We start from the raw sequence: 26,847 nt of genomic DNA, 5'->3' as shown, positions 1-26,847 counted from the left end.
TAAATATCCCTTCCTTTATCTTTTTAATGTAGCTGCACATTTATCAATGTATTTTGTTCTTCTATCTAAAGAATCTTTGTTATTACCAATGCTTCCTAAATCATAGCATTTATTCAATTTAATGCCACAATATCCTAAAATTAGGTGCTTCCATCTTGATAACACATTGCCATACATTTTATAGAAAAATTGAGGCCCATGACTACTAGTGAAAATATCAGCAGTTTTTCCATTAAGTAATTTTTTATGTGTACCATTTTCATATAAAGATATGAAAATGCGGAGTTAAAGTCCTGTCTAAAAGTCCCTTTAATACTGATGGCTCAGCAGCCCACCAAATAGGAAAGAAAAAGGCAATATGATCAGACTCACTTATTAACGATTGAACATATTCAATGTATTTTTCATTAGGCATGTGTTTCCTATATCCATATCTAAGTACGGGATCAAATTCAGCTTTACTTAAATCCACTAAATTTACAGTGTGGCCTAATTGTTTGGCTACATTATAATAATTCATTGCATTATCATGAGTAAAAGAATGAATATCAGGATGTCCTTGTATTACTAAAATATTCATAAGTTAATCACTTCCTGTAATTAATATAATTCAATTGTAATTCAAGATAAAATAAAAATAGACTTTATATACAAAAATATAGAATATTTCATCCTTTATGTTAACTTAGTGTAATATGTATGGCACATGTTTTAAAGATTGTCCTGAAGTAATAACTTTTGCATTATACAAATAACTGTTAAGTATTTTACATATTTATACATAGATTTATTGTGGTAATATAAAATTAAAATTATAGTAAAATAAAGGATATGTTTTAGCAGCAGATAGATTATTTAATTTAAGATATGCTATGGATGAAAACAATTTTAAAAAATTATGTATATGGTTCTACTCCAAAGGACCTAATAAAGAATACAAAATTCAAGATTATACTAGGAACTCTTTATTGTCATATTTGAATAAAGTTAGAAATATTAAATAAAATAAAAAATATAAGGATTAGTTGAAAATGAATAAAATATACAAATATAGATATTGGATTCTGTTTACAATATTATTATCAATAAGTTTTCTTAGTGGCATAGCAGTAGGATTATCTTCAATTAATAATTAAAAGGAGTATAATTATATAATGAATTTTGAAATAAAATGTGCATTAGGAATATTGTTACCATTAACTGCAATGATTTTTATTTATAATGGATTACATAGCTTACCAAATATAATTTCAACTATTTCACTATTAATTATAGGCACAATTTTTTCAGGTAGTGCAGTGGCAGATATCATTTTAAAAAGGACCAGATAATTAATTGTATCTGATCCTTTTTTTGAATAATTTTTTGTATGAATATTAATACTAAATAAAGGGAGAATTAATATGTATATAGTTTTAGGATTTTTCATAATTTTATTTTTAATTATATTGGGAATTAATTTCATATACTATGAAAGAAAGAATAAGAGTAAAAAAGAAAATATTTGGACTGCTTTTTGGCATTCTATTTTGGACTTACTTTTTTGGGTATAAACTTTGATTAGGATGATGATTAAATGATTTATTTTTTGCATTTATTAATTTTAGATTGTTGTTTAACAATTGGTATTACATTTCTTCTAATGGTTTTTCAAAAAGATAGTAAATGCATTGAAAATAACGGTGGCTTTGATGAATTTTCATTTATAATTATTGTTATTTATGGATTATTAAAATTGTTTCATGTGAAACAAAAAGAAAAATGCCTAATAATATCTTCCATAATAACTGGGCTTATTCTCACAATTGCTAGTTTAGGATTAATTTTATACATGTTGATCACTAAAAAAGCGATATTTTAACTAATGTTAAATATCGCTTTTAATTACTCATCAATAAATTCTGCTGATAAAATGTTTCTAACTGAAATCAATACTTTTTTATATTCTTTAGATTTAATACCTTTATGTTCAGTCGCAATGATAAAATCTTGCTCCTTTAAAAAGTACGATAATGATTCTTCTCTACTTAATTGGTCATTGAATTCCAAGCCTTGAATATTAAAAACTGTTTTTCTAACCCCTGCATTCATTCCTGCAGTTAGAATCAGTCTCAATTCAAATCTATTTTCATCGTTCTTCATTAATATCACTACCCTCTTAGCTTTTTACATTGATTATTATAATTAATTCAAAGAAAAATTTGCAATGATATCAGTTTAGAAAATAATCTTATTTAACAATTTTTTGATATCGATAATTTCATATAAAAAATATGTTAAGCTAATTAAAATAAGATGGTTAATAATATAGTAAAAAAATATATGGAGGTGTGAAATATATAGAATATATAGAAATATTTTATATATACATATGAAAATAAAGAACTTTTTGTTAACGATTGTAGCTGTTAGTTTATTGATGGTTACTTTTGGTGCTACTAGTCACAATGCATACGCAATGTCAGCTAGTGATGCTAATCCCAGCAATACGGTTTACGATTTATCAGAACATCAAGGAGTATTCACAGACCAACAAGTGCAACAATTAAAATCAGAAGTACCTTTTGTGATTTTAAGAGTACAACAAGGCAGTGCTTATTCAGATAAAAACTTTGAACAAAACCGTGATTTAATGAATAAATATGGAATGCCATATGGTGTTTATTCATATAGTATGTATGAAAGCCCTAGTGATGCCGCTGATGAAGCTCGTACCTTATACAATCGTGCACCTAATGCTAGATTTTATGTAAACGATTATGAAACACAAACGGTTAAATCTGGTGGCACTAATGAAGCTACTGAAGCTTGGATTAATGCTTTAAGACCTTTGGTTGGACAAAGAAAAATTTTATTTTATTCAAACGCTGGTTTCATGACAAATAATGCTGCTGAAGCTGTTAGTTCATATGATGGATTTTGGTTGGCAAATTATAATCCAACTGAACCTTCGAGAGAACATGTCTTATGGCAATTTGCCAGTGATTTTTACTCTAATGCATTAGGACAAAATTTGGATGCAAGTTTATTGAATTCAAAAGATGCTAACTGGTTTATTGGTGATACTGCTGATACTAATTCACAACCAGTTGATCCAAATAATCAGAACAACAATAATCAAAATAATGACACACAAAACAACAACCAACAAAATAATAATAATCAAAACAGTGATAACAACAATTCAGATCAACCTAAGCCTCAACCAAAGCCTAGAAATACTAGCTACGTACAAAAATCAAATAATATGATTGTTAAAGATGGTTATGACTACCAAGTTTATAATCATGTTCCAGGCGACAACAAGTTTGAAGGCCAAACTTCTGCAAAGGCCAGTATTAAAGACTATAAACACAAATCAGTTTATGTAAATTCAATTGCAACTGTTAATGATAAAACTTATTACCGTTTATATTATAAACACCACGCAATTGGTTGGGTTAATACTAAAGCACTTATCCCAAATGTAAAATATACAAATTACTACAAAACTAAAACTGTAAAGAAAAATAATAAGATTGATTTTTATAATCATATTGCTAATAGTGGTTTTGCCAATGTTAAAGTAACCGCTCATGGTAAAAATTATGCAAATAAAAAAATAAGCGTGAACCGTCGTGCCATTAAAGATGGTTGGCACAGTTACTACTATCAAGCCTTTTATAAAGGTAAACTCATTGGTTGGATTTACCAAAGTGCTCTTAAATAATTGAATTTAAATTAAAAAATGCTATTTCTTTTGGAAGTAGCATTTTTATTTTTGTTAAAAATCATAACTGTATTATTATATATAAAAAGCATAGTTAGTTATAATGAAGATTGTAGGAGGGATGCATATGAAATTACGCGATTTTATTACAAGAAACAATGATGTTTTTCATAGAAATTATGATAATTATGAACGTGGTAAAGACAGCCAATTATCAAAAAATAAAACTCTAGATGATTTAATTCAAAAAGAAATGAGAAAACAAAGTCTAACTTCAATCAATCATAAAGTAGACATTGATTACAATAAATATTCTACAGATATGAAAGTTTATGAATATATCAGATGGCAAACTCAAGAAAATCACTTTAGTTTGGCTGATGATGTCTTTCAAATCTTTTTCAATCAAAATAATGAATATGAAAATGCCAAAGATAAAATTAGTGAATATTTAATTATCGCTCCTTTTATTAAAGTCCTTGATAATTTATACAATTTAAATGTTATTAATGTTGATAACAATTCGCATCATGTAGTAGCTAAAAATACTAAATGCCATGCATATCAACCAATGTTAATGCAAAATGGCCCTGATTATACAATTGAATATAAAAATGACTGGCCAACTATTTTTGAATCCATTAATGATAAATACTTAAAATAAAAAAGCATCTAGATAAATAATCTAGATGCTCTTTTAGTTACTATTTAAATGCGCTTTGGTAAATCCAACCTAGCAATTTACCGTGATAATAAGCTTTATAATAATAGCTGTGCCAACCATCTTTAATGGCACGACTAGTAATTTTTAATTTTTTATTAGCATAACTATATCCATGATTAGTAATGCGACTAGCAAATCCGCTATTATTGATATGATTATGGAATGCTACCTTAGGGTTATTCTTCATCGTTTTATTTAAATAATAACTGGAATAATTAACATTAGGAACTAAAGCTTTAGTATTAACCCAACCAAGTGCATGGTTTTGATAATATAAACGATAATATGATCTGCCATTAACATCAGCGATTGAATTTATATAAACCCTTTTATGAGTATAATCACTAACACTAGCTTTAGCATAGATATTATCTGAGAATTTATTATCTAATGGTACATGATTATAAATTTGATAATCATAACCATCTTTAATAATCATTGTTTTAGATTGTTGAGTGTAAGTTGTATTTCTAGGCTTAGGCTTAGGTTTTGGAATATTATCTTGTGAATTACTTGATTGATTTTGTTGTGAATTGTTACTCTGTTGGTTATTACTGTTATTCTGATTATTAGATTGATTACTATTTGAATTATTATTTGGATCAACAGGAACTGGTTGTGCATTCGCATCAGCAGTATCACCGATAAACCAATTTGTATCTTTAGAGTTCAATAAACTAGCATCTATATCTTTATCCAATGCATTTGAATGGAATGTACTCGAAAACTGCCATAAAACATGTTCTCTTTGTGGTTCACTATCTTGATATGCAGGAAGCCAATATCCATCATATGAACTAACAGCTTGAGAAGTATCTCTTAACATTAACCATGCTGGGCCATAATATAAAACCTTTCTTTGCCCTACTAGCGGACGTAATGTATCAACCCACGTTTGAGCTGCAGTATTAGGATCTCCAGAAGTTAAATCATTTTCTTCATAATCATTTACATAGAATCTAGCGTGTGGAGCTCGTTGATAAAGCGTGCGAGCTTCATTTTCTGCATCATCAGGCGATGTATATAAACTAAATGAATATACACCATATGGAACACCATATTTTTCTAATAAATCACGGTTATGCTGAAAAGTATTATCATAGCGCATACTTCCTAATTGAGCCCTAATAATGACGAATGGGACTTCACTTTTTAATTGTTGCACCTGTGAGTCTGTTAAATTATGTTGCCATTCGGAAATATCATAAACAGTGTTACTAGGATTAGCATCACTAGCTGACATTGCATGAACATTTGGTTTAAATGAAACAAAAGCAATTATTAAAAGTGTAGAAGTTATAATAGTTAATAAAATATTTTTTATTTTCATATTTTAATATGTAATCTTACTTAAAATGTAAGAGTGCATACTTCACCTCCTACTTCTATTCTATCGCTATTTTATTAAATGTGTAGAAAAAATAAAAATGCTTAGAAAATTCTTCTAAGCATTTTTTAGTAATTAAATTTTTGATTTTGTATTGTTTGCTTCAGCAGTGCAAACATTATTGTAAATTAATGTGTATGCTTCATTGAATGCTTCTAGATAAGTTTTACCATCTTGTGGATCTAAACTAGCATGATTAAAGAATTCTTTGGTAAGTTCTAATGCAATTTCTTTATTGTTCATATTAAACTACCTCCTAATTTGAAAATAATTATAACAAAAAATTGAAAATAATGAAGTAATTTTTTAATAAAATTTAGGTTAAATATCTACAAAAAATTTGATAATATTAACTATAGAAAGTAAAAACACAGTTTCGGTTGGTAGTCCGAACATAATGAATATTACTTCATTATCAGTATCCCTCCTCCTTGGATGTCCATCTTTCGATATTTTTAAGGAGGTAATAAGTGTTATGCAAAATTTAGTTCAAAATAGAACCCTAGTTATTTTTGATGATCCATTTTACAAAATCATAATAGAAAGAAAATATGATAAATATTATGAGGTTGCCCAATTAACGTTGGGTTCATCTGTACCTAAAATGCCACTTATTGAAAGTTTAATACTGAATAAATGGTATAAGTTCAATTTTCATGCAGAGAAAGATTATTCTTTTAATAAATACAGTAAAAGAATAAATCCAAAAAGGCTTCAAAGAATTAGTAAAAAAGAATCAAAGAGAAGTATTGGTACCAAAGCCCAAAATGCATTGAAAAAACAAATTCATTTAAAAAAAGAAAGTATTAAAAATAACAAACGCTTCTATGCTAAAAAAGAAAAACAGGATTTGTTTAAATTAAAACAAAGAAAAAAGATTCAAAAGCATAAAGGCCATTAAAAAAGAGTGTCTATAAAATAGACACTCTTTTTAATATATAAATTATTTTTCAAACATCGAAAGTCCTTTACTATACCCTGCTTCATATTCTTCACTATATGGTTTATTAAATAGTTTTCTTAAAAAGCTTTTATTACTAATTCCTGCAGTATAAATTTTGGACATAATTTTACGATCTTTTATGTATAGGAATGTATTTTGATCCATTATAGCTTTTTGCATCCCTTTTTCGTAATCAGTAGGCTTTCTATTAAATCCTTGTTTCATTTTACTATATGCATCTTCATAGCTATTACAATCATCATATCTCATTATTGTGAACACCTTCCTTAAGGTTAAACATTTAATTCTACTTTTTATAATTAACCTGTTATTATTTAATATAATAATACTAATATTTTAGGAAAGAAATGATTTTATGAAAAAATTATTTGTTGCGGTCTCAACATTTATTTTTATGTTGTTAATAACTTTCAACATTACGAATGCTGCTGGATTTTCTAATGCTAAAGGTTCTACTCAAAAAGCGACGATTGTTAAAAATGTTCAACAATTAAATGATGCTATTAAAAATAAGCAACATCATATCATTGTCGATGGAACCATCAATGGTGGAAATGTTCCAAAGACTTATACTTTTGCTGATAAGAGTTGGGACAATTTAACAATTGAAGGATTAAAGGGCAGCAAGCCTGCATTAGTGAATATTCAATTAAAAGTTGACGGTGAATTATTACCCGCAAATCAAAGTATTAATAATGTAGTCATTAAAAATATTAATTTCTATGGTAATATTAGTGACTTACAAAAATTAAATAATGATCAAATTAATGTTGGTGGCGTTGGCGTAAACTATTTAGGAGTTTCACTACGTCGTGTAAATAATGCCCTTATTAAAAATAATGATTTTCACGATATCCCCGATGATTTATTCTCAATTTCATTATCTTCCGATAAAGTAACTGTTGATCATAATCATTTTTGGTTTTCAAATAAATGGTTAAATATGAACCCTGATCCTAAATGGAATTGGGTTGGCGATTGGCATGATTTAGCATCTGAAAGATTGCCATTATTAGTCGGTGCAAATAAAAATGATTCATATATGGCAACAAACAAATTACATGTCACTTTAAGCAATAATTGGTTTGGTCCTAACTTAAAGGGACGTCCATTACTTAGAGGCTATGTTCATGCTTACAATAACTATTTTGATAATAGTACCAACCCTACCGGTCAAAATGCACAAGGTTATTCACAAAATCAATATAACGCTATGCAAATTGGCAGTGGCAGTAATGTATTATCTGAACACAATTATTTCTATAAAACCAATAACAGCCAAAATGTTGGTCTAGATAGTAAAAATGATGAATATAAATTTGTAACTAGACATAATACATTTAGAAATACCATTGGGACAAGTGCTAAAAGCAATGCAAAAAGCCTTAAGATTCCATATAAATATCATTTAATTACATCACACAATTTAATTAAGACTATTAAGAAAGATGCCGGTGTTAAATAATATTTATAAAAAGGGTCGCTAACTAACTGTTAGCGACCCTTTTGTTATTATAGTTTTAAATTGGTAATTATTCCCATAACAAAACCATATACTAGAGGAATTAAGATTCCTAAGCATATGATAATGTATGCAAATTTTTCTAGTTTGCTAAGCTTGCCAAAAAAATGATTCCATCTAGTAATTAGCATCAACAATCCCACTAATGTAGCCATATAACCAATTATGTAAATCATAACAATACACCTTCTTAGCCTATAAATTAATTATATTACTATTTGATAATAAAAATGCAAGCGTAAGAAGCAATTACAATAATAGAAACAATTACATTAAATATTATGTATAGCTTTTTGCTGTCTTTAAAATCAATAATTACTTTCTTAATAGAAATCGGCAATATCATTACAATCATAGCTAAAATAACACCAAGCATATTTAATTTACTTGCATTAAAAACGAATACTATGAGTAATAAACAGCATAGAAGATCTCCAAACTTTTTACTGTTAATTTTCATTATCTCACCTCTTTAAAAATTATAATTCATTATATAAATAACAAATAAAATTTCAAAAGCTAATAAAAACAAATTAAAAATAACGTAATATTTCTTATAATTTACTTTATCTAAATACTTAACTTTAAAAATACCTATTATATTAATAAATATAAAAATACCTATAAGTTCTGTTATTTTGATAATATTATATTTCATTATTTCATCAATATTATTACCTAGCCAAAAAATACAAATGAGAGAAAACATATAACTAATAGTCTTTGTTAATTCTTTTGCACTAAAAGCTTTCTTTAAATAATTTTTCATTTAATCCTCCTAACTAGGGATATAACTTAATAACATAAATAAAAATGGCATTATCAAACTATATATAAATATGCGATTCATGTTTTTATTAGTATTTATAATATACTTATTGGATTTTATATTATATCTATATATAAAGTATCTTATTATTAATAAGATAAGTGCCATAATCCCCATTGCATAAGAGATTTTTTGTAAAAACATTACGAAGAATAAAGATATTGTTAAAGATATAATTGCTGTTATCATTACTAAATTTAATTTATTTAATAAATGTTTTTCATTCATAATTTTTGACTCCTAAGAATAATAAAATTTAATTTAATATATAGATTAGATTAATAATTAATAAACAAAAGACAAAAATAGAAACAATAACAATAGAAATATTAATTTTCTTATTAAGATTAATTTTCCCATTTTTTATTTCCTTTTTATTTTTAAAATATCTGCTTTGTGAATTAATAATTCCGATAATAAGAAGAAAAAACATTACAAAATTTTGAGAATTGATTTTGAATAAAAATATAATATCTAATGATCCTAATATAAATACAGTAATATATAATATATTTAAAGCACCTAATTTTTTTAATGAATTTTCTTTATTCATGAAGTCACCTCTATAACTAAATTTATTTTTTAATTCTTGATTTTAAAATAAGGTAAGTAGTAAACCCCATAAAAATAGCACCTATTCCCCAAACAATATTTTCTTTAGGTGAAATAATGTTTTGCCAAATGCTTAATTCATTGTCTTTGTCTAACAAATCAAAAATAAAAAAGAAAATACGTGGTATTATAAAATCTAAAAAGAATGTAAAAATAGCTTTCTTTTTAGCTATTTTTAGTTTCAGATGAAAATCATTATCATCATAAGCTTCCACTTGATCCAAGTTAAGCCTAGAAACCGCAATGGCTAAATACCAAAGAATTACAAAAAATATCAATAAATTACTACAAATCAAAATTTCTAATATTAGATCAGAATCAACACGTAATGAAGCAAAACTTGTTGCTAAGAGTTCTATCCAAAATAAAGAAAACAATATTAAGAAAGCATTATTACCTATTCTATTTACTTCTTGTTTTTTATATTCATCGAAATATCCCTGTATACCATAAACATGTTTTATTATTTTTATGTATAAGGATTCCTTTTGTTTATTCATTTTTACACCTTCTATTTAAAATTTATTTGTTAATTTTTGACTTAGTTCTAAAATAATAAATAAATCCTACAGACACAGCTCCTATAAACCAATTTATATTTGCTCTCGGAGAAAAAATTAATTGGATTAATGACAAGTTATCAGTATTGTAAGAATAATCTAGGTAAAATGTTGATAAACGTTCAATAATAAAAAATATTAATGACATAAAAATACTTTTTCTTTTTAATTTTTTTAATTTTAAATGGTAATCCATATCATCATATGCATCTATATGATCTAATTTTAATTTATAAATGCTAAAAGATATGTAAGACATTATAATGAACAATATTAACGCATTTGAAAAGAATATTATTGATAACATATCTGTTAAATCGAATGAAGAAAATACTAATACAACAAAGGACATGGTTTCTAACCAAAAATATACTATTAAAAACATAAATGCATTATTACCAATCCTATTTACTTCTGACCTTTTATATTCATCAAAATTATCATTGATATTATATAAATATTTTATAAATTTTACATAAAATGATTCCTTTTGTTTCTTCATTCTTACACCTTCCAAAATAATGTATTTAGATCAGAGTCTAAAGCTTCTGCAATATTCACACATAACTTTAAAGAGGGATTATATTGTCCCTTCTCAATCAAACTTAAAGTTTGTCTGGAAATACCTACTTTTAAAGCTAAGTCTTTTTGTTGCATATCTTTAGAAACTCTGATGATTTTTACTTTATTATTCATATTTCACGCTCCCACTTAGGTAACATATAAATTACTTAAGTAACTTATATGTTACTTATAATTTTATAAAAGTCAAATTTAAAAAGGACATTATTAATTATAACAATGCCCTTTTTCATTTATTTAATTATTATTTTCTTTAATCAAATGTAACTTCTTAGCTAATGCTTCCAATTGCTTTAATCCTTGTTGATAACCTTGTTTGAACTCTTCAGAAACATTATTAACATTGAAATTTTTATTGTTAATCGCTGAATCAAAGCCTTTATTTTCTTCATTACTTCTAGTTTTAGCTTTTTCTTCATTTTTCTTATTAAAATTATTTTCTACCTGTTTAAATTGGCTATTAACTGCTCCACCTAATTCACTTGCTTCATTTTTTAAGTCGGCCTGGCTTTTTGATCCCAATAATTCTTTGAAATTACCTTGTTTTACCTGATTAATTTCATATTGAAAATTATTATTGGAATCATTGTTTTTATAATGATTCCATGAAATAAACAGTATAAAAATCAAAATAACCGAAAATATTAATCTTTTCACATCAATATTCCTTTCTATTATTTAACATAATTGCGATTATATATTAATTCAGCCATTTTTTAAATAAATAGACACGCAAATAAAAAAGTAGCTACCCTTGTATCAAGGTTAACTACTTTTTATTATTTTAATTATTTAATTTTTAAAGTTAAAGCATTCAAAGCAACAATCACTGTACTTAGTGACATGATAATAGCTCCAACCATTGGATCTAGCATAATACCAGCAAATGATAAGATTCCAGCAGCTAATGGTAAAGCTACAATATTGTAACCAGCACCCCACCATAAGTTTTGAATCATCTTAGTATGTGCTTTCTTAGCTAATTTAACTAAGTTAACAACATCTAATGGATTACTATTAACTAATACCACATCAGCTGAATCAACGGCAACGTCAGTTCCTGATCCAATTGCAATTCCCATATCAGATTGAGTTAAACTAGGTGCATCATTGATCCCATCACCAATGAACATTACTTTGCCATCTTTTTGATAATTAGTAACATTCTTTTGTTTATCTTCTGGAAGTAATTTTGCTTTTACTTCTGTAATTCCTAGTAATGAAGCTACTTTGTTAGCAGCTGCTTCGTTATCACCAGTTAACATCACTGGAGTAATACCTTGGCTTTGTAGATATTGAATCATCGCTTTGGAGCCAGATTTGATTGAATCACCTTCGGCAACAAAACCAATTACATTGTTGTTTTCAACCACATAGCTTAGTGAATTACCTTTTTCTAAATATTGTTTAGATGCACTAGCATCATAATCAATATTATTGGCATCTAAATAAGCAGCTGAAACAACCAAAAATTCATGATTATTAACAGTTCCGCGCATTCCATATCCAGTAATTTGATTATCATTATTTACTTCAGATAATGATAATTCTTTTTGTTTAGCAGTTTCCATAATGCCAGTTGCTAAAGGATGATTGGAATTTTGTTCAACGCTAGCAGCAATCTGCAAAATATCATCTTTGGAGTAACTATTGTCTAAACGATCATAACCATTAACTTGGAATTTACCTTCAGTTAAAGTTCCAGTTTTATCCATTAATGCGTATTTAATATCATTGATTTTTTCTAAAGAATTTTTGTTTCTAATTAATAAACCATTAGTAGCGGCAATGGAAGTTGTTCTAGAAACGATTAGAGGAACTGCCAAGCCTAATGCATGTGGACATGCAATGATTAATACGGTTACGGTTACTGGAATTGAGAAGCTAACGCCTTTAATAAAGGACCAAGCAACGAAAGCAATAATTGCGACTACTAGTGCGGCATAGAATAAGTAACTGGCAACTTGATTAGCTAAATTTTCGGTTTTTGATTTAGCTGATTGAGCTTCTTGCACCATGTTCATAACTTTTGATAAATAACCACTATTCCCAGTTCCAGAAATTTTAACTTTAATCGTGCCATCACCATTTACAGAACCACCGATAACTTTATCTGAAGGCTTCTTGTTAACACTTCTAGATTCACCAGTTACTAATGATTCATTCACTGCGGTCGAACCATCATAGATAGTACCATCAGCCGGAATCTTTTCCCCAGCTTGAATTAAAATTGAATCCCCAACTGATAATTCACTTGTGGAAACATTTTTAGTTTCATTATCAGTAATTAAATGTGCGTTATCAGGCAATAATTTAGATAATTTGTTAATTGCAGAACCGGCATTCATCACTGAATTCATTTCAATCCAGTGGCCCAATAACATAATCACAATTAATGTGGATAACTCCCAAAAGAAATCATTAACCATTGGAGTCACATGTAAAATATCATTAGCAATCACCGCGTAAATACTGTAAATATAAGCAACTGAAATTCCTAAGGTAATTAGTGACATCATTTCAGGTTTTTTATTTTTCATTTCACCCTTGGCACCGTTAAAAAATGGTGTACTGCAGTAGAAGAATAAAATACTTCCTAAAATTAAAACAATAAAATCAGAACCACTAAAAGTTAATTGAAATGGTAATTTCATCCCCATCATTGGTGACATTAGAATAATAGGAATTGTTAGGATTAATGAAATCCAAAACTTCTTTTTTAAATCTCCCATGTCCATCATGTGGCCACCATGATTCATCATCATATGGCCATGATCATGGTTCATGCTACCCATATCCATGTTGTGATCCATATGTCCCATGTGATTCATATCATGACCTTCATGATTATGTTCCATATTACTCATGTCATGGTGCATGTGATTGTGATTCATATCATGATCCATATGTTCTTTATCATCATGTTTCATATCACAATTTTTCATGTCCTTATGATTATTGTCACAGCAATCCATATTTTCATGATTCATCTTACTGTGATCCATGTCTTTCATATCTTTATGACTCATAAATCTTACCTCCTAAACAATGACATTCAACTTTTTCTGGTGCATCAACCATTTTTTTATTCAAAGTGTTAATTAATTTACTAATATCAGATTTACTTAAATCAACATTATCGATTAAATAATCAAGGGTTGAACCATATTGCATACAACAAATTTCATCAAACAAATGTTTAATTTTCATCTTGTAAGCATCTTGTTCATTAATTAAACAATGATAATAATTCTTTTTATCAATTTTTTTAACGCCGATTATTTTTTTGTTCTTTAATCTAGTAATTAAAGTTTTAATTGTTGATTCACTCCAATCACTTTTTTTAGAAAGCAAATCAATAATGGTCTTACTTCTTGAATCACCGATTGTCCACAAAATACGCATTAATTCCCATTCAGCATCGGAAATATTACTAACTTTGTTATCGATGGTTACCACCTCGCAAATTTATTATTTATATTTAGTCTACACTTGTAGACTAAAAAATCAAATAAAAAGATTTTGGCTTAAGTTTTGTTTAAGATTTCATTGTTATATTATTAATAATCTTAAAGGAAAGAAGGTTTTACAATCATGAAAAAACATTTAATTAAGAAAAATCAATCGAATATTAATCAAAATCATAAATATAGACTGAACTTACGTGTTAATCAGGATTGGAAAGCTGCATCTTTAAGATGGATCAATAATTGAAGTTAATAAATACTCCTGCAAATTAACTATCTCCTACACTCTACAAATAAATTTATAACAAAAGCAGCACTTAGAACAGAGAGTCTAAGTGCTGCTTTTTTGATGTTAATTATAAGAACATTAAAATATAATATAATTAATAAGAAGGAGAAATTTTTTATGAAGATAAAATATATACTAAACTTTTTATCAGATAGTCTAGCATTCATAATTTTTATAGTATTGGAATCAATTATTGAATTGTTCATTATTAATTCGAATGAGACTCATACGTCATTATTGGGTATAAAATTGATTAAAAATATATTCAAAGATGGCGGCTTTAATTTCGGCATATCAATGCATTTCAACATTAGAATATTAACGTTTTACATAATCTTTTTATTAATTTGTGTCTTAATAAGATTTTGGCATACTAAAAGGAGTACTAAAAATGAAATTTAGTTATGATCAAGAAAATATTTATTTAATGAATAATAATTCTGAAATTGCTAGAGCTAATTTCACAATCAAAGATAATATTTTATCTATTAATCACATTATTGTTGAAGAAAAATATCGTGGTAAAGGTATTGCAAAACAATTAATGTTAGAAGTAATAAAATATTCTGAAAAAATAACTTGTTGATTAATCCTATTTGTGAATATGCAAAAATGTTCTTTAAACATAAAAGTAAATATAATCATTTATTAATCGATTAAATAAAAAGATATACACAGATTTAAAAAATTTGTGGATATCTTTTTTAAATTTTTCATTGCACGAAAAATTTTAATTCACTATAATTACAAACACTAATGTATTTTATAATACAAATTTTATAGGAGACGAAATATAATGATTATTTAATGAAAGAGAGAATATCAACAAACGTATTATTAGCAATAATTGCTGTCGGAGTTATGACATTCAGTGGGGTGACTGTTGAAACCTCGATGAATATCACATTTCCAACTTTAATTTCAGAATTCCATATTGGACTAAATGTAGTCCAATGGATTACAACGATTTATCTATTGGTTTTATCCAGTGTGATTCCACTTTCCAAATTCCTAAAAGAAAGATTTAAGACTAGTCATTTATTTATATGCGCTAGTATTTTATTCCTAATTGGTTTGGTTGTTGATGCGATGGCACCAGCATTCATCTTCTTATTACTGGGAAGACTGATCCAAGGAATTGGAACTGGGATTGCATTACCGTTAATGTTCAACATTATTTTGGAAAATGTTCCAAAAAGTAGACTTGGTTTCATGATGGGATTTGGCTCATTAATAACTGCTGCAGCATCAGCTGTGGGGCCTACATTCGGTGGAATTATTGTTAATACGCTAGGTTGGCGTTATATTTTTATCATTTTAATTCCAATTTTAGTTTTAGCTTTTATCTTGGGAATTATATCAGTTCCAAAATTACCACAAAGTGAATTAAGCAATAATAAATTTGATGTATTTAGCCTTATTTTGATTTTCTTAACCTTTGCTGGTTTGATTTTTGGAATTAGTAACATCAGTAGTAAACCACTACTTAGTGTTAATGTTATTTTACCAATCATAATTGGAATTATTGCTTTAACTATATTTATAAAAATACAAGATCGAAAAGAAGATCCTATTCTAAACGTTAAGATTCTTAAGAATATGGCTTATTCAAAATATGTAATTGCATTCTTTATAAATCAATTAATTATCTTAGGACTATCATTCATTGTTCCTAATTATGTCCAAATTATTAATCATAGTTCATCAAGTATTGCTGGATTAATCTTATTACCTGGTGCTGTTGTTGGTGCTATTATTTCACCATTCTCAGGATCACTATTAGATCGTCTAGGTGCTAAGAAACCAATTCTAACTGGAATTGGTGCCATCGTAATTTCATTACTTTATCTAGCAGCTACTTCTTATAATTTAAGTGATACCATTTTCACAATCTTCTACACAATTATTATGATTGGAATTGGATTATCATACGGAAACATTATGACCAAAGGTTTAGATTACTTAGCAGCTGATATTAAAGCCGACGGTAATGCAATCTTAACCACAGTTCAACAATTTGCTGGTGCAATTGGCACTGTCATTGTTTCCACAATTATTACTAAGATTACTGCTATTTCAGGCACAAATAATGTAATTGGTTATACTTTTGCAATCCTATTTTTAGCTGTATTAAGTATCATTCAATTTTTAGTAGTTTCTTCAACAAAAGAATAATGAAAATTTTGAGAACAGAATTTAATTCTGTTCTCTTTTTTTGTGTTAATATTTAAAAAATTATATATTGCTTGGAGTGAAATAAATGAAGATATCTCTTAAAAAATAAATAAAAATGATTTGGAAGATTTCTGGAATGTTGCATATAAGGATAAAAATGCTGCATGGACAAAATTTAATGGTCCATATTTTAAAGACAAATTGCCTGCAAAAGAAGATTTTGTTAATGGAGAAGCTTCTAAAAAGCATTTAAATAACAATATGTATAAAGCTATCTGGTGTGACGGTGAAATCGTTGGATCAGTTTCAGCGTATTATGAAGATAAAAACTTAAAAAGATGGTTAGATGTCGGTATTTGTATTTATGATAAATCAAATTGGCATAAAGGCATTGGAAAAATTGCTTTAAAGAAGTGGATTGATGAAATTTTTGTGCTAGTTGATTTACCTCATGTTGGATTAACAACTTGGTCTGGTAATCAAAGTATGATGCATTTAGCAACCAAAATTGGCTTAAATAAAGAAGCTGAGATTCCAAAAGTAAGATACTGGGAAGATAAGTATTGGAATTCTGTAAAATATGGAATTTTAAGAAATGATTGGAATAATTTAAAAGGGGAGAGGAGAATATAATTTTATAAATAAAAAACAGGGAGCATTTAAATGCTCCCTGTTCAACACATATCTATAATTGATAATTAATTTATCAACAACTTAAATATATAAAATATCTAAAAAATCATCAAGCTAGTAATTAAAAATAGACAAATATATGGGTTACATTCATAAAAAATATACATTATTAAAATACTGTTATATCAATATATTATCGTGTCTATAGACATAATTTTTAAATAATATCCAATACTATTTACCATTTCTGTAGTTAGTTATGATGAAGAAACTAGAAGTAATTATTAAAGAGTGTATAACTGCACCTATAGCAAATGGAATATCTTTTAAAATATTTGAAAAAATATATATGTATTCTAAATTATTCATAGTAATTATAAATAAAATAATTATTACACAAAAAAAAGCATACATATATTTACGTTCACTTTTTAATTCAATAAATAAATTTATTCTATAATATATAAAGAAAAAAGAAACGAAAATTAATTGTAATGCTGCTATTCCCATAAACATTCCAGTAAATAAATTTATTAAGGATAAAATAAATAATAAAAGGTTAATATAATAAAATAAATGAAAATGTTTATTATTTTCATGTTTATTTTGTGTATAATGTAGTTGGAGATTGGTATCATATATGGAATTTAATTGTTTCAAATATGAAGAATTGGGTTGTCCACGACCATTTTCCCAACTTGAAATAGTTTTTCTAGAAACATTAATTTGGCTAGCTACATATTCTTGAGTTAATTTTTTATTTTTCCTAGCTTTCTTTAGTTGATTAGATATTTTCATATTATTACCTTCTCTAAAAAATAATTGGAGTGTGATTATGTTGAAAAAATTAGTAACTGCTTTTGCAATTGTTGTCATGTCATTATCATTTAGTTATGGTTCATTTACTGCCATTAATAATGGCAGTAATAATGTTTATGCTGCACGAAAACATCATAAAATAAGCGACGATGATCAGGGCTTTTGGCAAAAAATTTGGGACGGCATTAAAACTGTTCAAGATTAATTATAAATTAAAATTAACCAATAAAAACAGACACTTTCATGTGTCTGTTTTTTATTTTACTTAAATGCACCTTGGTAAATCCAGCCTAAATATTTACCGTTATAATAACATTGGTAGTAATAGCTATGCCAGCCATCTTTTTTAGCTCTAGCAGTTATCTTTAATTTTTTATTAGCATATTTATGCCCGTGATAAGTCATTTTAATATTACTAAAATGACTATTGGTTACATGGTTGTAGAAATTATTGAGTGGATTATGTTTAACCGTTTTATATTCGTTAACTTTGCCATAATTAATATGGGGACCTAAAGCATCACTACTAATCCAACCTAATAATTTTCCTCGATAGTAACAACGATAAAATGTTTTACCATCCACAACAGCTCTACAATCTATATTAACAGTTTTAGCACGATATTTTACTCCATAATTTTTTAATTTAAAATTATGTGCATACTTATTATCTGCGACTACATGATCATAAAAGTTCTCGTTAAATTTACTTTTAGTAGTAAATTGTCCACCATCACGATAATATTTAGTATTCACAATTGGTTTTTGATTCCCAATAAACCAATTACTCTTTTTAGAAGTTAATAAACTTGAATCAATATATTTACCTAATGCTGGTGAATAAAAATGATCTGTATATTGCCATAATACATGTTCTCTTTCAGGTTCATTGGATTGATATGCAGCCAACCAATAACCATCGTATGAACTAATCGACTCTGCTGCATATTGCAACATAAAACTTTGGTATGAATAGAACAATATCTTTTTATTTTTCGCTAATGGTCGAAGTTCATTTAACCAGGCTAAAGTCGCTGCATTCGTATCACCAGATTTAACAGTTTGATCTTCATAATCATTTACATAAAATTTTGCATTAGGCGCACGCTTATAAAGCGCTCTAGCTTCTCCTTTAGCATCATTCACACTTTCATACTGACTAAATGAATAAACTCCATATGGAACCTTATACTTATCTAATAAATTTCGATTATGTTGAAAAGTTCGATCATAATAAGCACTTCCATATTGAACTCTTAAAATGACAAATGGCACTTCATTTTTTAATTGTTTCACTTGTGAATCAGTAAAATTTCCTTGCCATTCGGACAAATCATAAACATTTCTTTGATCTGCATTTACATTAGTTATATTTATGTATATAAACGATATAAATATCGCAGCAATACTTATAAATAAATACTTCAATCTAAAATTTTTCAAAATAACTATCCTCCATATACAATTACTTATTGTAGTAGAGTAATGTTTCATAAATGATATAGTTAAATTACAGTTTAAAATCAAATTATCACAGAGAAATTACATCGGAGGATTTATGAAACAATTTTTAGAAGGATTTATATATGTGGTATTGGGCATCATGTTATTCAAAGTACTTTATTATTTTATTGTACGATTAAATTTAAATAACATAGTTTCAATATTATTAACTTTACTAGCTACCTCTATAGCAATAACTTTAGCCATTATTTTAATAGTCAATATTAAAAAATTTGTTTTTCACAAGCATAATACATGACATTAAATTCAAAGCGTGGTAATTTGTATCTTGTAAGATATAAATAAAACATTAAATGAATTTGGAGGTACAAGTATGACAGTAAAAATTGGTATTAACGGTTTTGGTCGTATTGGTCGTTTAGCATTCAAAAGAATTCATGAATTAAAATCTGATGGTATCGAAGTAGCAGCTATTAATGATTTAACTACTCCTTCAATGCTAGCTTACCTATTGAAATATGACTCAACACATGGCAAGTTCCCAGGTGAAGTTTCATCAACAGATAAGGGAATTGTGGTTGATGGTCATGAAATTCCAGTTTACGCTGAAAAAAATGCCGCTGACCTTCCATGGGTTAAAAATGATGGTGTTGACTTCGTACTAGAATGTACAGGTTTCTACACATCAAAAGAAAAGGCACAAGCTCACTTAGACGCTGGTGCAAAACGTGTTCTAATCTCAGCTCCTGCTGGTGACATGAAGACTGTTGTTCCTGGTGTTAACTTGGACACATTGAACTCAGATGATCAAATTGTTTCAGCTGGTTCATGTACAACTGGAAGTATTGCAGCCACTGCATACTTCTTAAACAAGGACTTTGGAATTAAAGTTGGTTCAATGACCACTATTCATGCCTTTACTTCTACTCAAGCTATCTTAGATGGCCCTCGTGGTAAGAAGTTCAGAAACAACCGTACTGCTTCAGTAAACACTATTCCTCACTCAACTGGTGCTGCTAAGGCCATTGGTTTAGTTGTTCCTGAATTAAACGGTAAATTAGACGGTGTTGCACAACGTGTTGGTATTATTGATGGTTCATTGACTGAATTGACAGCCATCGTTGACAAGAAGAATGTTACTGCAGACGAAATCAATGAAAAGATGAAGAGTCATGCGGACGAAACATTCGGTTACAATGATGAACCAATCGTATCAAGTGATATTATCGGTGATACTCACGGATCAGTATTTGATGCAACTCAAACTAACGTTTCAACTGTTGGTGATGACCAATTAGTTAAGGTTTGGAACTGGTACGATAATGAATGGGGCTTTACTTGCAACATGGTTCGTACTTTATTGAAGTTCTCACAACTATAAAATTAATTAAAAGTTCTTGGAAATTATCCAAGGGCTTTTTTATTACATAACTTTTTGTTGTATTAATTTTACCCACATATAATTAAAATTATTCATGTTTTAATAAATTTAAAAGTATATTTAGTATAATTATCCACAATTTTATTAACAGGTCTTAAAAAGCAATTTTTCGCTTTATTTAAATATACAAAAAGAGCACTGATATTTTTAATCAGTGCTCTTTTTATTCTCTATTATTTTTAAAATGTACGAACTGGTGTTATTAGTTCGACAAAGTTTTCTTGATCTTCTGAAGGAACCAATGTAAATGGTCTTAATGGTGATGTAAATGAAACATTAATCATCGTTTGACCAAATGCACGAAGCGCATCTTTCATATAATCAGGATTAAATGAAATCTCTAAATCTTCACCGCTAACTTCTTTAGTATCAAGTTCTTCTTCAACATTACCAACATCAGGTGAATTACCTGAAATAGTAACTTTTTTATCATTAGCATTAATTGTTAATTTAACAACGTTATTTCTAGATTCATGTGAAAGTAATGAAGCTCTTTCAATTGAACCTAATAATTCACGAGCATCAAATTGAACATTAGTTTCTGATTCTTTAGGAATCAAACGTGAAGTGTCAGGGTAAGCACCTTCTAGTAAACGAGAGTAGAAGTAAGTATTACCAATTGTGAATAAAACTTGGTTTTCTGAAATCTTCATTTTTACATCTTCATTATCATCAGAAATCATTTTTGATAATTCTGACAAACTGCTTCCTGGAATAATTACATCATATTCACCATTATTATCTGGTAAAGCAACTTTACGTTGACTTAAACGATGTGAATCAGTTGCAACAGCAAATAACATTTGATCTTTTAAAACAAAGTGTACACCAGTAAGAATAGGGCGACTTTCTTGTTTTGAAACTGCAATAACAGTTTGATTAATAATTTCTTTAAAGACATCACCAGATAATGAAATTTCATTTTCATTATCAATTTCTGGTAGGTGTGGATAATCATTAGCATCTAATCCATTAATCGTAAATGATGATGAACCAGAAGTAATTTCCGTTTGGAAGCCATTACTTACTGATAAAGTCATTTTATCGTTAGGAAGTTTTTTAACAATTCCACTGAAGAATCTTGCTGGTAGTACAATTCTACCAGTTTCACTGATTTCTAATTCATTATCTTCATCACTAGCTTGAATTTGAGTTTCAATTGAAACATCAGCATCACTACCTGTAAGAATAATTTCATTATCGGTTACAGTTAATTTTAAACCAGTAAGAATAGGGATAGTTGTTTTAGATGATATTGCTCTTGATACAGTATTAATTCCTTGAATAAATGATGATCTTTTAATTGAAAATTTCATTTTTAATTTCCCCCTGTTATTAATAATAATTAATATATAGTAAATATAGTAGTAGTAGGGCCTGTGGATATGTGTATAACTAAGCTAATCACTTGATATCATTGACTTTCGTCCTGTGGATAACCTGTGGATAACTTTGCCTTTTTTCCACAAACGATAAAATTACCTTTTTAGTTCTTCTTTTAATTCATCAACTTTATTTTGTAAATTGACGTTATCTTTTAGTGACTCGGATATTTTATCATAGGCGTGGATTACGGTGGTATGATCTTTTCCTCCAAATGCAACACCAATTTTAGGTAATGAATTATTAGTCATGATTCTTGCTAAGTACATTGCGATTTGCCTTGGAATGACAATTTTTTGGATTCTTTTTTTACCTTTAATATCGTCAATCGATAAATTAAAGTACGAAGAAACAGTTTCAATTATTTTATCAATGTTTACTTCGATTTTATTTTCACCTTTATTAAGTCCTTTTAATGCGTCTGATACTAAATCCGTTGTAATTTTAACATTTTTGAATTTAGCAAAGGCCTGAACTCTTGATAAAGCTCCCTCTAACTCACGGACATTTGAATCAATTTGTCCAGCAATATAATTTAATGTATCAGTTGGTACATCAATATTATCAGCTTCAGCTTTGGTTTTTAAAATAGCAATTCTAGTTTCTAAGTCGGGTGGAGTTATGTCAACTGATAAGCCCCATGCAAATCTTGAAACTAATCGATCTTGCAGTTTTGATATTTCATTTGGTAGCCGATCAGAAGTTAATACGATTTGTTTACGATTTTCATATAAATCATTAAATGTGTGGAAAAACTCTTCTTGGGTACCATCCTTGTCTGCAAAGAATTGGATATCATCCACAAGTAAAACATCCACATTCCGATATTCTTGTCGAAAACTTTCTGTTTTATGATTTTGAATAGCGTTTATAAAATCGTTCGTAAAAGATTCACTAGTAATGTATTTAATGTTTGCCTCAGGATTATCTTGAATAATCTTGTTACCAATTGCATGCATTAGATGTGTTTTACCTAATCCAACACCTCCGTACAATAGTAGAGGATTATACATCTTACCAGGGTCTTCTGATACAACTAATGCCGCAGCGTGCGCCATTTGGTTACCTTTACCAATAACAAATGATTCAAATGTATAGTTAGTATTTAAATGGGTATTCTTCATTAAATTGTTACTATTTTTTTGATCGTCGTTTATTGGTTCAAAACTACTTTGTTTTTCATTCCTTAATTCATCTTCTAAAACAAAATTAGGAATAATATCTTTTTTAGTTATTTTATAAGCATATTCGACTAATTGGTCAGCTAATTTATCTTTCCAATAGTCTCGATGAAGAGGGGAGGGGAGTTCTAAAGTTAGTTGATTGCCTTCTAGACTAACCGGTTTAACGGTTTCTATCCATGTTGAATAAGTCGTAGTTGAGACATTATCTTCAAAAGCATCAAGGATTTTTTCCCATAATGTGTCTTTATTCATGAATTATTTCCTCCCACGTGAATTTCTTAAATAATTTTACCATTATGAAGTGTAGTTTTCCACAGGTAATTATAACTAATATAAAATGTTCCACAGGGTGTGCATAAAGTTATCCACAGGGTGTAGATAACTTTATAAAATAATAATAATTTTTAGTTATTAACAGCCAATTGTTAATAAAAAATATTGTTTAATGATTGTTATAACAACATTTTAAGATATTTATACACTGCTTGTGGATAACTATATACACACCCTGTGATTATGTGGATAAAATGTGGATAACTCTGTGAATTAATATTTTTTAGTCCACAAATTAATCCACAAAAATATGCATGAAACAAATTAAAATGTGGATAACTTTATAATTTGAATAACTCCCATATTTTTAAATAGATGTTTCATGATTTTAGTTTTTATGGTATTATGTTTAAGAAATGTATTTAGCATAGAAAAGAAACATTTAAATAAGCAAGGAGGGTTAGTAATGAAAAGAACTTACCAACCAAAGAGACGTAAGCATGCTCGCGTACACGGTTTCCGTAAACGTATGGGTACAAACAACGGTCGTAAAATTTTAGCTAATCGCCGTAGAAAAGGCAGAAAGTCATTAACTGTCTAGTATACTAAAGACCACTGACCAATTAATCAGTGGTCTTTTTCATTATATTGATAGAAAATTAACGGAGATGGATTATGCGTAAGTCATATCGTGTGAAGAAAGAAGCAGAATTCCAAAAGGTTTTTGAAAAACATGATTCAGTAGCCAACCGGATGTTTGTTGTCTATCAAATGGATAAACCTGATCAAAAACATTTTCGTGTTGGAATTTCTGTGGGGAAAAAAGTCGGTAATGCTGTACACAGAAACTGGGTAAAAAGAAGAGTTAGACAAACTTTGCTAGAGTTAAAGCCTGATTTAAAACAAGATGTTGACTTCTTAGTTATTGCTCGTCCACGTGTCGATGGTCTTTCAATGAAAGAAGTTAAGCAAAACCTAGTTCATGTTTTGAAGTTAGCAAAATTACTTGATGAGGGAGAAGAATAAATGAAAAAATTCAAAAAATATTTTTCATTAGCTTCCATATTAGGTCTAGTATTCTTTTTAAGTGCATGTAGTAATAAACCTATTACTTCCCACAGTACTGGATTATGGGATGGAGTAATTGTTTTAAACTTCTCTAGAGCAATTATTTGGTTGTCAAAATTCTTTGGTAATAATTACGGAATGGGAATTATTATTTTTACCATTATCGTAAGAATCATTATCCTACCTTTGATGATTTACCAAACTAGGAGTATGAAGAAAACTCAAGAAATACAACCTGAGTTAAAGAAATTACAAAAGAAGTATTCATCTAAGGATACTGAAACAATGCAAAAATTGCGTACTGAACAACAAAAGTTATACTCAGAAGCAGGTGTTAATCCGGTTGCTGGATGTTTACCTTTAATTGTTCAATTACCAATTTTATGGGCTTTATATCAAGGAATTTGGCGTACTGATATTTTGAAATCAGGTCATTTTCTATGGTTACAATTAGGACATAAAGATCCTTACTTTATTATGCCTATTTTGGCGGCCCTATTTACTTTTATTAGTTCATGGTTAGCTACTAAATCGCAACCTGAACAAAATGGAATGACTAAGTCGATGACTTATGGAATGCCATTAATTATTTTCTTCATGGCATTAAATATTCCAGCCGCTATTTCCATTTATTGGGTAGTAACTAACTTGTTCCAAGCTGGACAAACTTTAGTATTACAAAATCCTTGGAAAATTCAAAAGGAACGTGAAGAAAAACAACTTGCTGAAAAGCAACGTAAACATGCTGTTCAAAAAGCAATTAGAAAAGCAAAACGTTCACGTCGTAAATAGTATAATAAAAAGACTGACTTTTAAGTCAGTCTTTTTTATCGTCTTAAATTAAGATATCCTTAAATTAGCTATCTTTATTATTAAAATTTATGATAATATAGGTGAATATGATTAAAAATAAAGGGAGAAAGCTTAATGTCAACATTTACTGCGAAAACAGTCGATGAAGCAATTAAAAAAGGATTATCAGAATTAAACCTTAATAAAGATAATTCAAAAATTAATATTGTTCAAAATAGTCGCAAGGGATTCCTTGGGATTGGTAAAAGAGATGCTATTGTTGAGATTGATAAAATTGTTACCTCTCAGCCTAAACAAGTTAATAATGATGAACAAACAAATAATAATTCAAAATCAGAAGCTCATTTTGATGAAGAAACTAAAGTAAAAACAAAATCTAGAAAGGATGCTAACGAAGAAGCAATTGAAGATTTGATTGCATATTTAGCACCAATTGTTAAAGAACTAGGAATTGAAGCAAAATTAGATTATGAAGTTATTAATCGTAAATTTGCACGAATTAATTTTCAAACTGATCAAGAAGGCATTTTGATTGGTAAACATGGTTTAACAATTAATGCATTACAATCATTAGCACAAATATACTTAAACCACTTAGGCTTTAGTCGGTTATTGATTCAATTAGATACCGCCGATTATCGTCATCGTCGGGTTGAAACTTTAAAAAAATTAGCTGAAAAAACCGCTCGTGAAGCAGTAGCGACTGGACAACCAGTTTATTTAGACCCAATGCCTTCATTTGAAAGAAAAGTTATCCACACACAATTAGAAAATAGTTCACATGTGGAAACTTATTCTTCAGGTCGTGATCCATACCGATCAGTAGTGGTGGAAGCAAAAATTATTTAGTTTAAAAAATTGACAAATTTAAATAAAATTCTTATTATTATATTTAATAAGAAAAAACGAAAACTTAGATGAAGTAGTCAAAGTGCTTTGTCCATGCTTA

The 26,847-nt window shown here is 28.2% G+C and carries 34 protein-coding genes; 15 read left to right on the top strand and 19 right to left on the bottom strand.

Annotated elements, in window-relative coordinates; all coding sequences use genetic code 11:
* Window positions 1-259 precede the first annotated feature (259 nt).
* A complete protein-coding gene (locus C7N41_RS07780) occupies window positions 260-580 on the bottom strand; it encodes an NAD(P)H-dependent oxidoreductase (protein ID WP_225362854.1) in 321 nt (106 codons plus the stop codon).
* Window positions 581-1,154: 574 nt separating this feature from the next.
* On the opposite strand from C7N41_RS07780, the gene C7N41_RS07665 reads away from it, so the two are divergent.
* A complete protein-coding gene (locus C7N41_RS07665; RefSeq protein ID WP_157944961.1) occupies window positions 1,155-1,331 on the top strand; it encodes a hypothetical protein in 177 nt (58 codons plus the stop codon).
* Between the two features lie 245 nt (window positions 1,332-1,576).
* The gene (locus tag C7N41_RS03535; protein WP_105964354.1) at window positions 1,577-1,861 is read left to right on the top strand and encodes a hypothetical protein; all 285 of its coding nucleotides are present in this window, start codon (window positions 1,577-1,579) and stop codon (window positions 1,859-1,861) included.
* A 23-nt stretch (window positions 1,862-1,884) separates the two neighbouring features.
* Here the strand turns inward: C7N41_RS03535 and C7N41_RS03530 are convergent, their stop codons facing one another.
* Window positions 1,885-2,142 (bottom strand): hypothetical protein, encoded by a 258-nt coding sequence (locus C7N41_RS03530; RefSeq protein ID WP_105964353.1) that lies wholly within the window; start codon window positions 2,140-2,142, stop codon window positions 1,885-1,887.
* 247 nt (window positions 2,143-2,389) lie between these two features.
* Here C7N41_RS03530 and C7N41_RS03525 point away from each other — a divergent pair, with 247 nt between their 5' ends.
* Both C7N41_RS03525 and C7N41_RS03520 read left to right on the top strand, forming a co-directional pair.
* Window positions 2,390-3,709, top strand: a complete 1,320-nt coding sequence (locus tag C7N41_RS03525) for a GH25 family lysozyme (RefSeq protein ID WP_225362853.1) — start codon at window positions 2,390-2,392, stop codon at window positions 3,707-3,709.
* Between the two features lie 127 nt (window positions 3,710-3,836).
* The gene (locus C7N41_RS03520; RefSeq protein ID WP_105964351.1) at window positions 3,837-4,373 is read left to right on the top strand and encodes a hypothetical protein; all 537 of its coding nucleotides are present in this window, start codon (window positions 3,837-3,839) and stop codon (window positions 4,371-4,373) included.
* 40 nt (window positions 4,374-4,413) lie between these two features.
* Here C7N41_RS03520 and C7N41_RS03515 read toward each other — a convergent pair whose 3' ends face one another.
* The gene (locus C7N41_RS03515; protein WP_105964350.1) at window positions 4,414-5,763 is read right to left on the bottom strand and encodes a GH25 family lysozyme; all 1,350 of its coding nucleotides are present in this window, start codon (window positions 5,761-5,763) and stop codon (window positions 4,414-4,416) included.
* 132 nt (window positions 5,764-5,895) lie between these two features.
* Window positions 5,896-6,063, bottom strand: coding sequence for a hypothetical protein (locus C7N41_RS07660; protein WP_157944960.1), 168 nt, complete (start codon window positions 6,061-6,063; stop codon window positions 5,896-5,898).
* 232 nt (window positions 6,064-6,295) lie between these two features.
* Here C7N41_RS07660 and C7N41_RS03510 point away from each other — a divergent pair, with 232 nt between their 5' ends.
* On the top strand, window positions 6,296-6,721 hold the full coding sequence (locus tag C7N41_RS03510) for a YjdF family protein (protein WP_157944959.1): 426 nt from the start codon (window positions 6,296-6,298) through the stop codon (window positions 6,719-6,721).
* A 42-nt stretch (window positions 6,722-6,763) separates the two neighbouring features.
* On the opposite strand, the gene C7N41_RS03505 is transcribed toward C7N41_RS03510, so the two are convergent.
* A complete protein-coding gene (locus tag C7N41_RS03505) occupies window positions 6,764-7,033 on the bottom strand; it encodes a hypothetical protein (protein WP_105964348.1) in 270 nt (89 codons plus the stop codon).
* A 106-nt stretch (window positions 7,034-7,139) separates the two neighbouring features.
* Between C7N41_RS03505 and C7N41_RS03500 the strand changes: the two genes are divergently transcribed.
* A complete protein-coding gene (locus C7N41_RS03500; protein WP_105964347.1) occupies window positions 7,140-8,249 on the top strand; it encodes a pectate lyase family protein in 1,110 nt (369 codons plus the stop codon).
* Between the two features lie 47 nt (window positions 8,250-8,296).
* Here the strand turns inward: C7N41_RS03500 and C7N41_RS03495 are convergent, their stop codons facing one another.
* From C7N41_RS03495 to C7N41_RS03445, 10 genes are all read right to left on the bottom strand, one after another.
* On the bottom strand, window positions 8,297-8,482 hold the full coding sequence (locus C7N41_RS03495; protein WP_105964346.1) for a hypothetical protein: 186 nt from the start codon (window positions 8,480-8,482) through the stop codon (window positions 8,297-8,299).
* Window positions 8,483-8,520: 38 nt separating this feature from the next.
* On the bottom strand, window positions 8,521-8,766 hold the full coding sequence (locus C7N41_RS03490) for a hypothetical protein (RefSeq protein WP_105964345.1): 246 nt from the start codon (window positions 8,764-8,766) through the stop codon (window positions 8,521-8,523).
* Window positions 8,767-8,778: 12 nt separating this feature from the next.
* Window positions 8,779-9,075: a hypothetical protein gene (locus C7N41_RS03485; protein WP_105964344.1), complete on the bottom strand. Its 297-nt coding sequence runs from the start codon at window positions 9,073-9,075 to the stop codon at window positions 8,779-8,781.
* 316 nt (window positions 9,076-9,391) lie between these two features.
* Entirely contained in the window at window positions 9,392-9,688 is a 297-nt protein-coding gene (locus C7N41_RS03475) for a hypothetical protein (RefSeq protein ID WP_105964342.1), read from the bottom strand.
* 22 nt (window positions 9,689-9,710) lie between these two features.
* Window positions 9,711-10,247, bottom strand: coding sequence for a DUF3278 domain-containing protein (locus tag C7N41_RS03470; RefSeq protein ID WP_105964341.1), 537 nt, complete (start codon window positions 10,245-10,247; stop codon window positions 9,711-9,713).
* A 22-nt stretch (window positions 10,248-10,269) separates the two neighbouring features.
* Window positions 10,270-10,809: a DUF3278 domain-containing protein gene (locus C7N41_RS03465; RefSeq protein WP_105964340.1), complete on the bottom strand. Its 540-nt coding sequence runs from the start codon at window positions 10,807-10,809 to the stop codon at window positions 10,270-10,272.
* A 2-nt stretch (window positions 10,810-10,811) separates the two neighbouring features.
* The gene (locus tag C7N41_RS03460; protein ID WP_105964339.1) at window positions 10,812-11,003 is read right to left on the bottom strand and encodes a helix-turn-helix transcriptional regulator; all 192 of its coding nucleotides are present in this window, start codon (window positions 11,001-11,003) and stop codon (window positions 10,812-10,814) included.
* Between the two features lie 123 nt (window positions 11,004-11,126).
* Entirely contained in the window at window positions 11,127-11,546 is a 420-nt protein-coding gene (locus C7N41_RS03455; RefSeq protein WP_140936077.1) for a hypothetical protein, read from the bottom strand.
* 131 nt (window positions 11,547-11,677) lie between these two features.
* Window positions 11,678-13,918 carry a heavy metal translocating P-type ATPase gene (locus tag C7N41_RS03450; protein ID WP_404799010.1) on the bottom strand — a complete coding sequence of 747 codons (2,241 nt, stop codon included), beginning with the start codon at window positions 13,916-13,918 and terminating at the stop codon, window positions 11,678-11,680.
* The gene (locus tag C7N41_RS03445) at window positions 13,908-14,348 is read right to left on the bottom strand and encodes a CopY/TcrY family copper transport repressor (RefSeq protein ID WP_105964337.1); all 441 of its coding nucleotides are present in this window, start codon (window positions 14,346-14,348) and stop codon (window positions 13,908-13,910) included. The genes C7N41_RS03450 and C7N41_RS03445 overlap by 11 nt, the downstream gene beginning before the upstream one ends.
* Before the next feature lie 688 nt (window positions 14,349-15,036).
* Between C7N41_RS03445 and C7N41_RS03435 the strand changes: the two genes are divergently transcribed.
* The 3 genes from C7N41_RS03435 (at window position 15,037) to C7N41_RS03425 (ending at window position 17,453) form a co-directional block, all read left to right on the top strand.
* Window positions 15,037-15,231: a GNAT family N-acetyltransferase gene (locus tag C7N41_RS03435; protein ID WP_105964335.1), complete on the top strand. Its 195-nt coding sequence runs from the start codon at window positions 15,037-15,039 to the stop codon at window positions 15,229-15,231.
* 275 nt (window positions 15,232-15,506) lie between these two features.
* Window positions 15,507-16,820 carry an MFS transporter gene (locus C7N41_RS03430; protein WP_167390231.1) on the top strand — a complete coding sequence of 438 codons (1,314 nt, stop codon included), beginning with the start codon at window positions 15,507-15,509 and terminating at the stop codon, window positions 16,818-16,820.
* A gap of 120 nt (window positions 16,821-16,940) precedes the next feature.
* Window positions 16,941-17,453, top strand: a complete 513-nt coding sequence (locus C7N41_RS03425; protein WP_225362852.1) for a GNAT family N-acetyltransferase — start codon at window positions 16,941-16,943, stop codon at window positions 17,451-17,453.
* 234 nt (window positions 17,454-17,687) lie between these two features.
* On the opposite strand, the gene C7N41_RS03420 is transcribed toward C7N41_RS03425, so the two are convergent.
* A complete protein-coding gene (locus C7N41_RS03420; protein ID WP_157944958.1) occupies window positions 17,688-18,251 on the bottom strand; it encodes a helix-turn-helix transcriptional regulator in 564 nt (187 codons plus the stop codon).
* 37 nt (window positions 18,252-18,288) lie between these two features.
* Between C7N41_RS03420 and C7N41_RS07655 the strand changes: the two genes are divergently transcribed.
* A complete protein-coding gene (locus tag C7N41_RS07655; RefSeq protein WP_140935886.1) occupies window positions 18,289-18,477 on the top strand; it encodes a hypothetical protein in 189 nt (62 codons plus the stop codon).
* Between the two features lie 56 nt (window positions 18,478-18,533).
* Here C7N41_RS07655 and C7N41_RS03415 read toward each other — a convergent pair whose 3' ends face one another.
* Complete coding sequence (locus tag C7N41_RS03415) at window positions 18,534-19,715, bottom strand: GH25 family lysozyme (protein WP_167390230.1); 1,182 nt, start codon at window positions 19,713-19,715, stop codon at window positions 18,534-18,536.
* A 394-nt stretch (window positions 19,716-20,109) separates the two neighbouring features.
* Here C7N41_RS03415 and gap point away from each other — a divergent pair, with 394 nt between their 5' ends.
* Window positions 20,110-21,117: a type I glyceraldehyde-3-phosphate dehydrogenase gene (gene gap, locus C7N41_RS03405; protein ID WP_105964329.1), complete on the top strand. Its 1,008-nt coding sequence runs from the start codon at window positions 20,110-20,112 to the stop codon at window positions 21,115-21,117.
* Window positions 21,118-21,356: 239 nt separating this feature from the next.
* On the opposite strand, the gene dnaN is transcribed toward gap, so the two are convergent.
* Both dnaN and dnaA read right to left on the bottom strand, forming a co-directional pair.
* Window positions 21,357-22,493 (bottom strand): DNA polymerase III subunit beta, encoded by a 1,137-nt coding sequence (dnaN, locus tag C7N41_RS03400; RefSeq protein WP_105964328.1) that lies wholly within the window; start codon window positions 22,491-22,493, stop codon window positions 21,357-21,359.
* A gap of 162 nt (window positions 22,494-22,655) precedes the next feature.
* Window positions 22,656-23,996 (bottom strand): chromosomal replication initiator protein DnaA, encoded by a 1,341-nt coding sequence (gene dnaA, locus C7N41_RS03395; RefSeq protein WP_105964327.1) that lies wholly within the window; start codon window positions 23,994-23,996, stop codon window positions 22,656-22,658.
* 487 nt (window positions 23,997-24,483) lie between these two features.
* Here dnaA and rpmH point away from each other — a divergent pair, with 487 nt between their 5' ends.
* The 4 genes from rpmH to jag all read left to right on the top strand — a co-directional run bounded on the left by rpmH (window position 24,484) and on the right by jag (window position 26,747).
* Window positions 24,484-24,618 (top strand): 50S ribosomal protein L34, encoded by a 135-nt coding sequence (gene rpmH / locus C7N41_RS03390; protein ID WP_105956880.1) that lies wholly within the window; start codon window positions 24,484-24,486, stop codon window positions 24,616-24,618.
* 74 nt (window positions 24,619-24,692) lie between these two features.
* Entirely contained in the window at window positions 24,693-25,043 is a 351-nt protein-coding gene (rnpA, locus tag C7N41_RS03385) for a ribonuclease P protein component (RefSeq protein WP_105964326.1), read from the top strand.
* Window positions 25,044-25,877, top strand: coding sequence for a membrane protein insertase YidC (gene yidC / locus C7N41_RS03380; protein WP_105964325.1), 834 nt, complete (start codon window positions 25,044-25,046; stop codon window positions 25,875-25,877).
* Window positions 25,878-26,012: 135 nt separating this feature from the next.
* The gene (gene jag, locus C7N41_RS03375) at window positions 26,013-26,747 is read left to right on the top strand and encodes an RNA-binding cell elongation regulator Jag/EloR (protein WP_105964324.1); all 735 of its coding nucleotides are present in this window, start codon (window positions 26,013-26,015) and stop codon (window positions 26,745-26,747) included.
* The last annotated feature ends 100 nt before the right edge of the window (window positions 26,748-26,847 follow it).

It is taken from the genome of Apilactobacillus micheneri (genome assembly GCF_002993975.1).
In the GTDB taxonomy this organism is placed as follows: Bacteria; Bacillota; Bacilli; order Lactobacillales; family Lactobacillaceae; genus Apilactobacillus; species Apilactobacillus micheneri.
The sequence above is the reverse complement of the archived record's forward strand: the minus strand, read 5'-3'. Positions and strand labels throughout refer to the sequence as shown.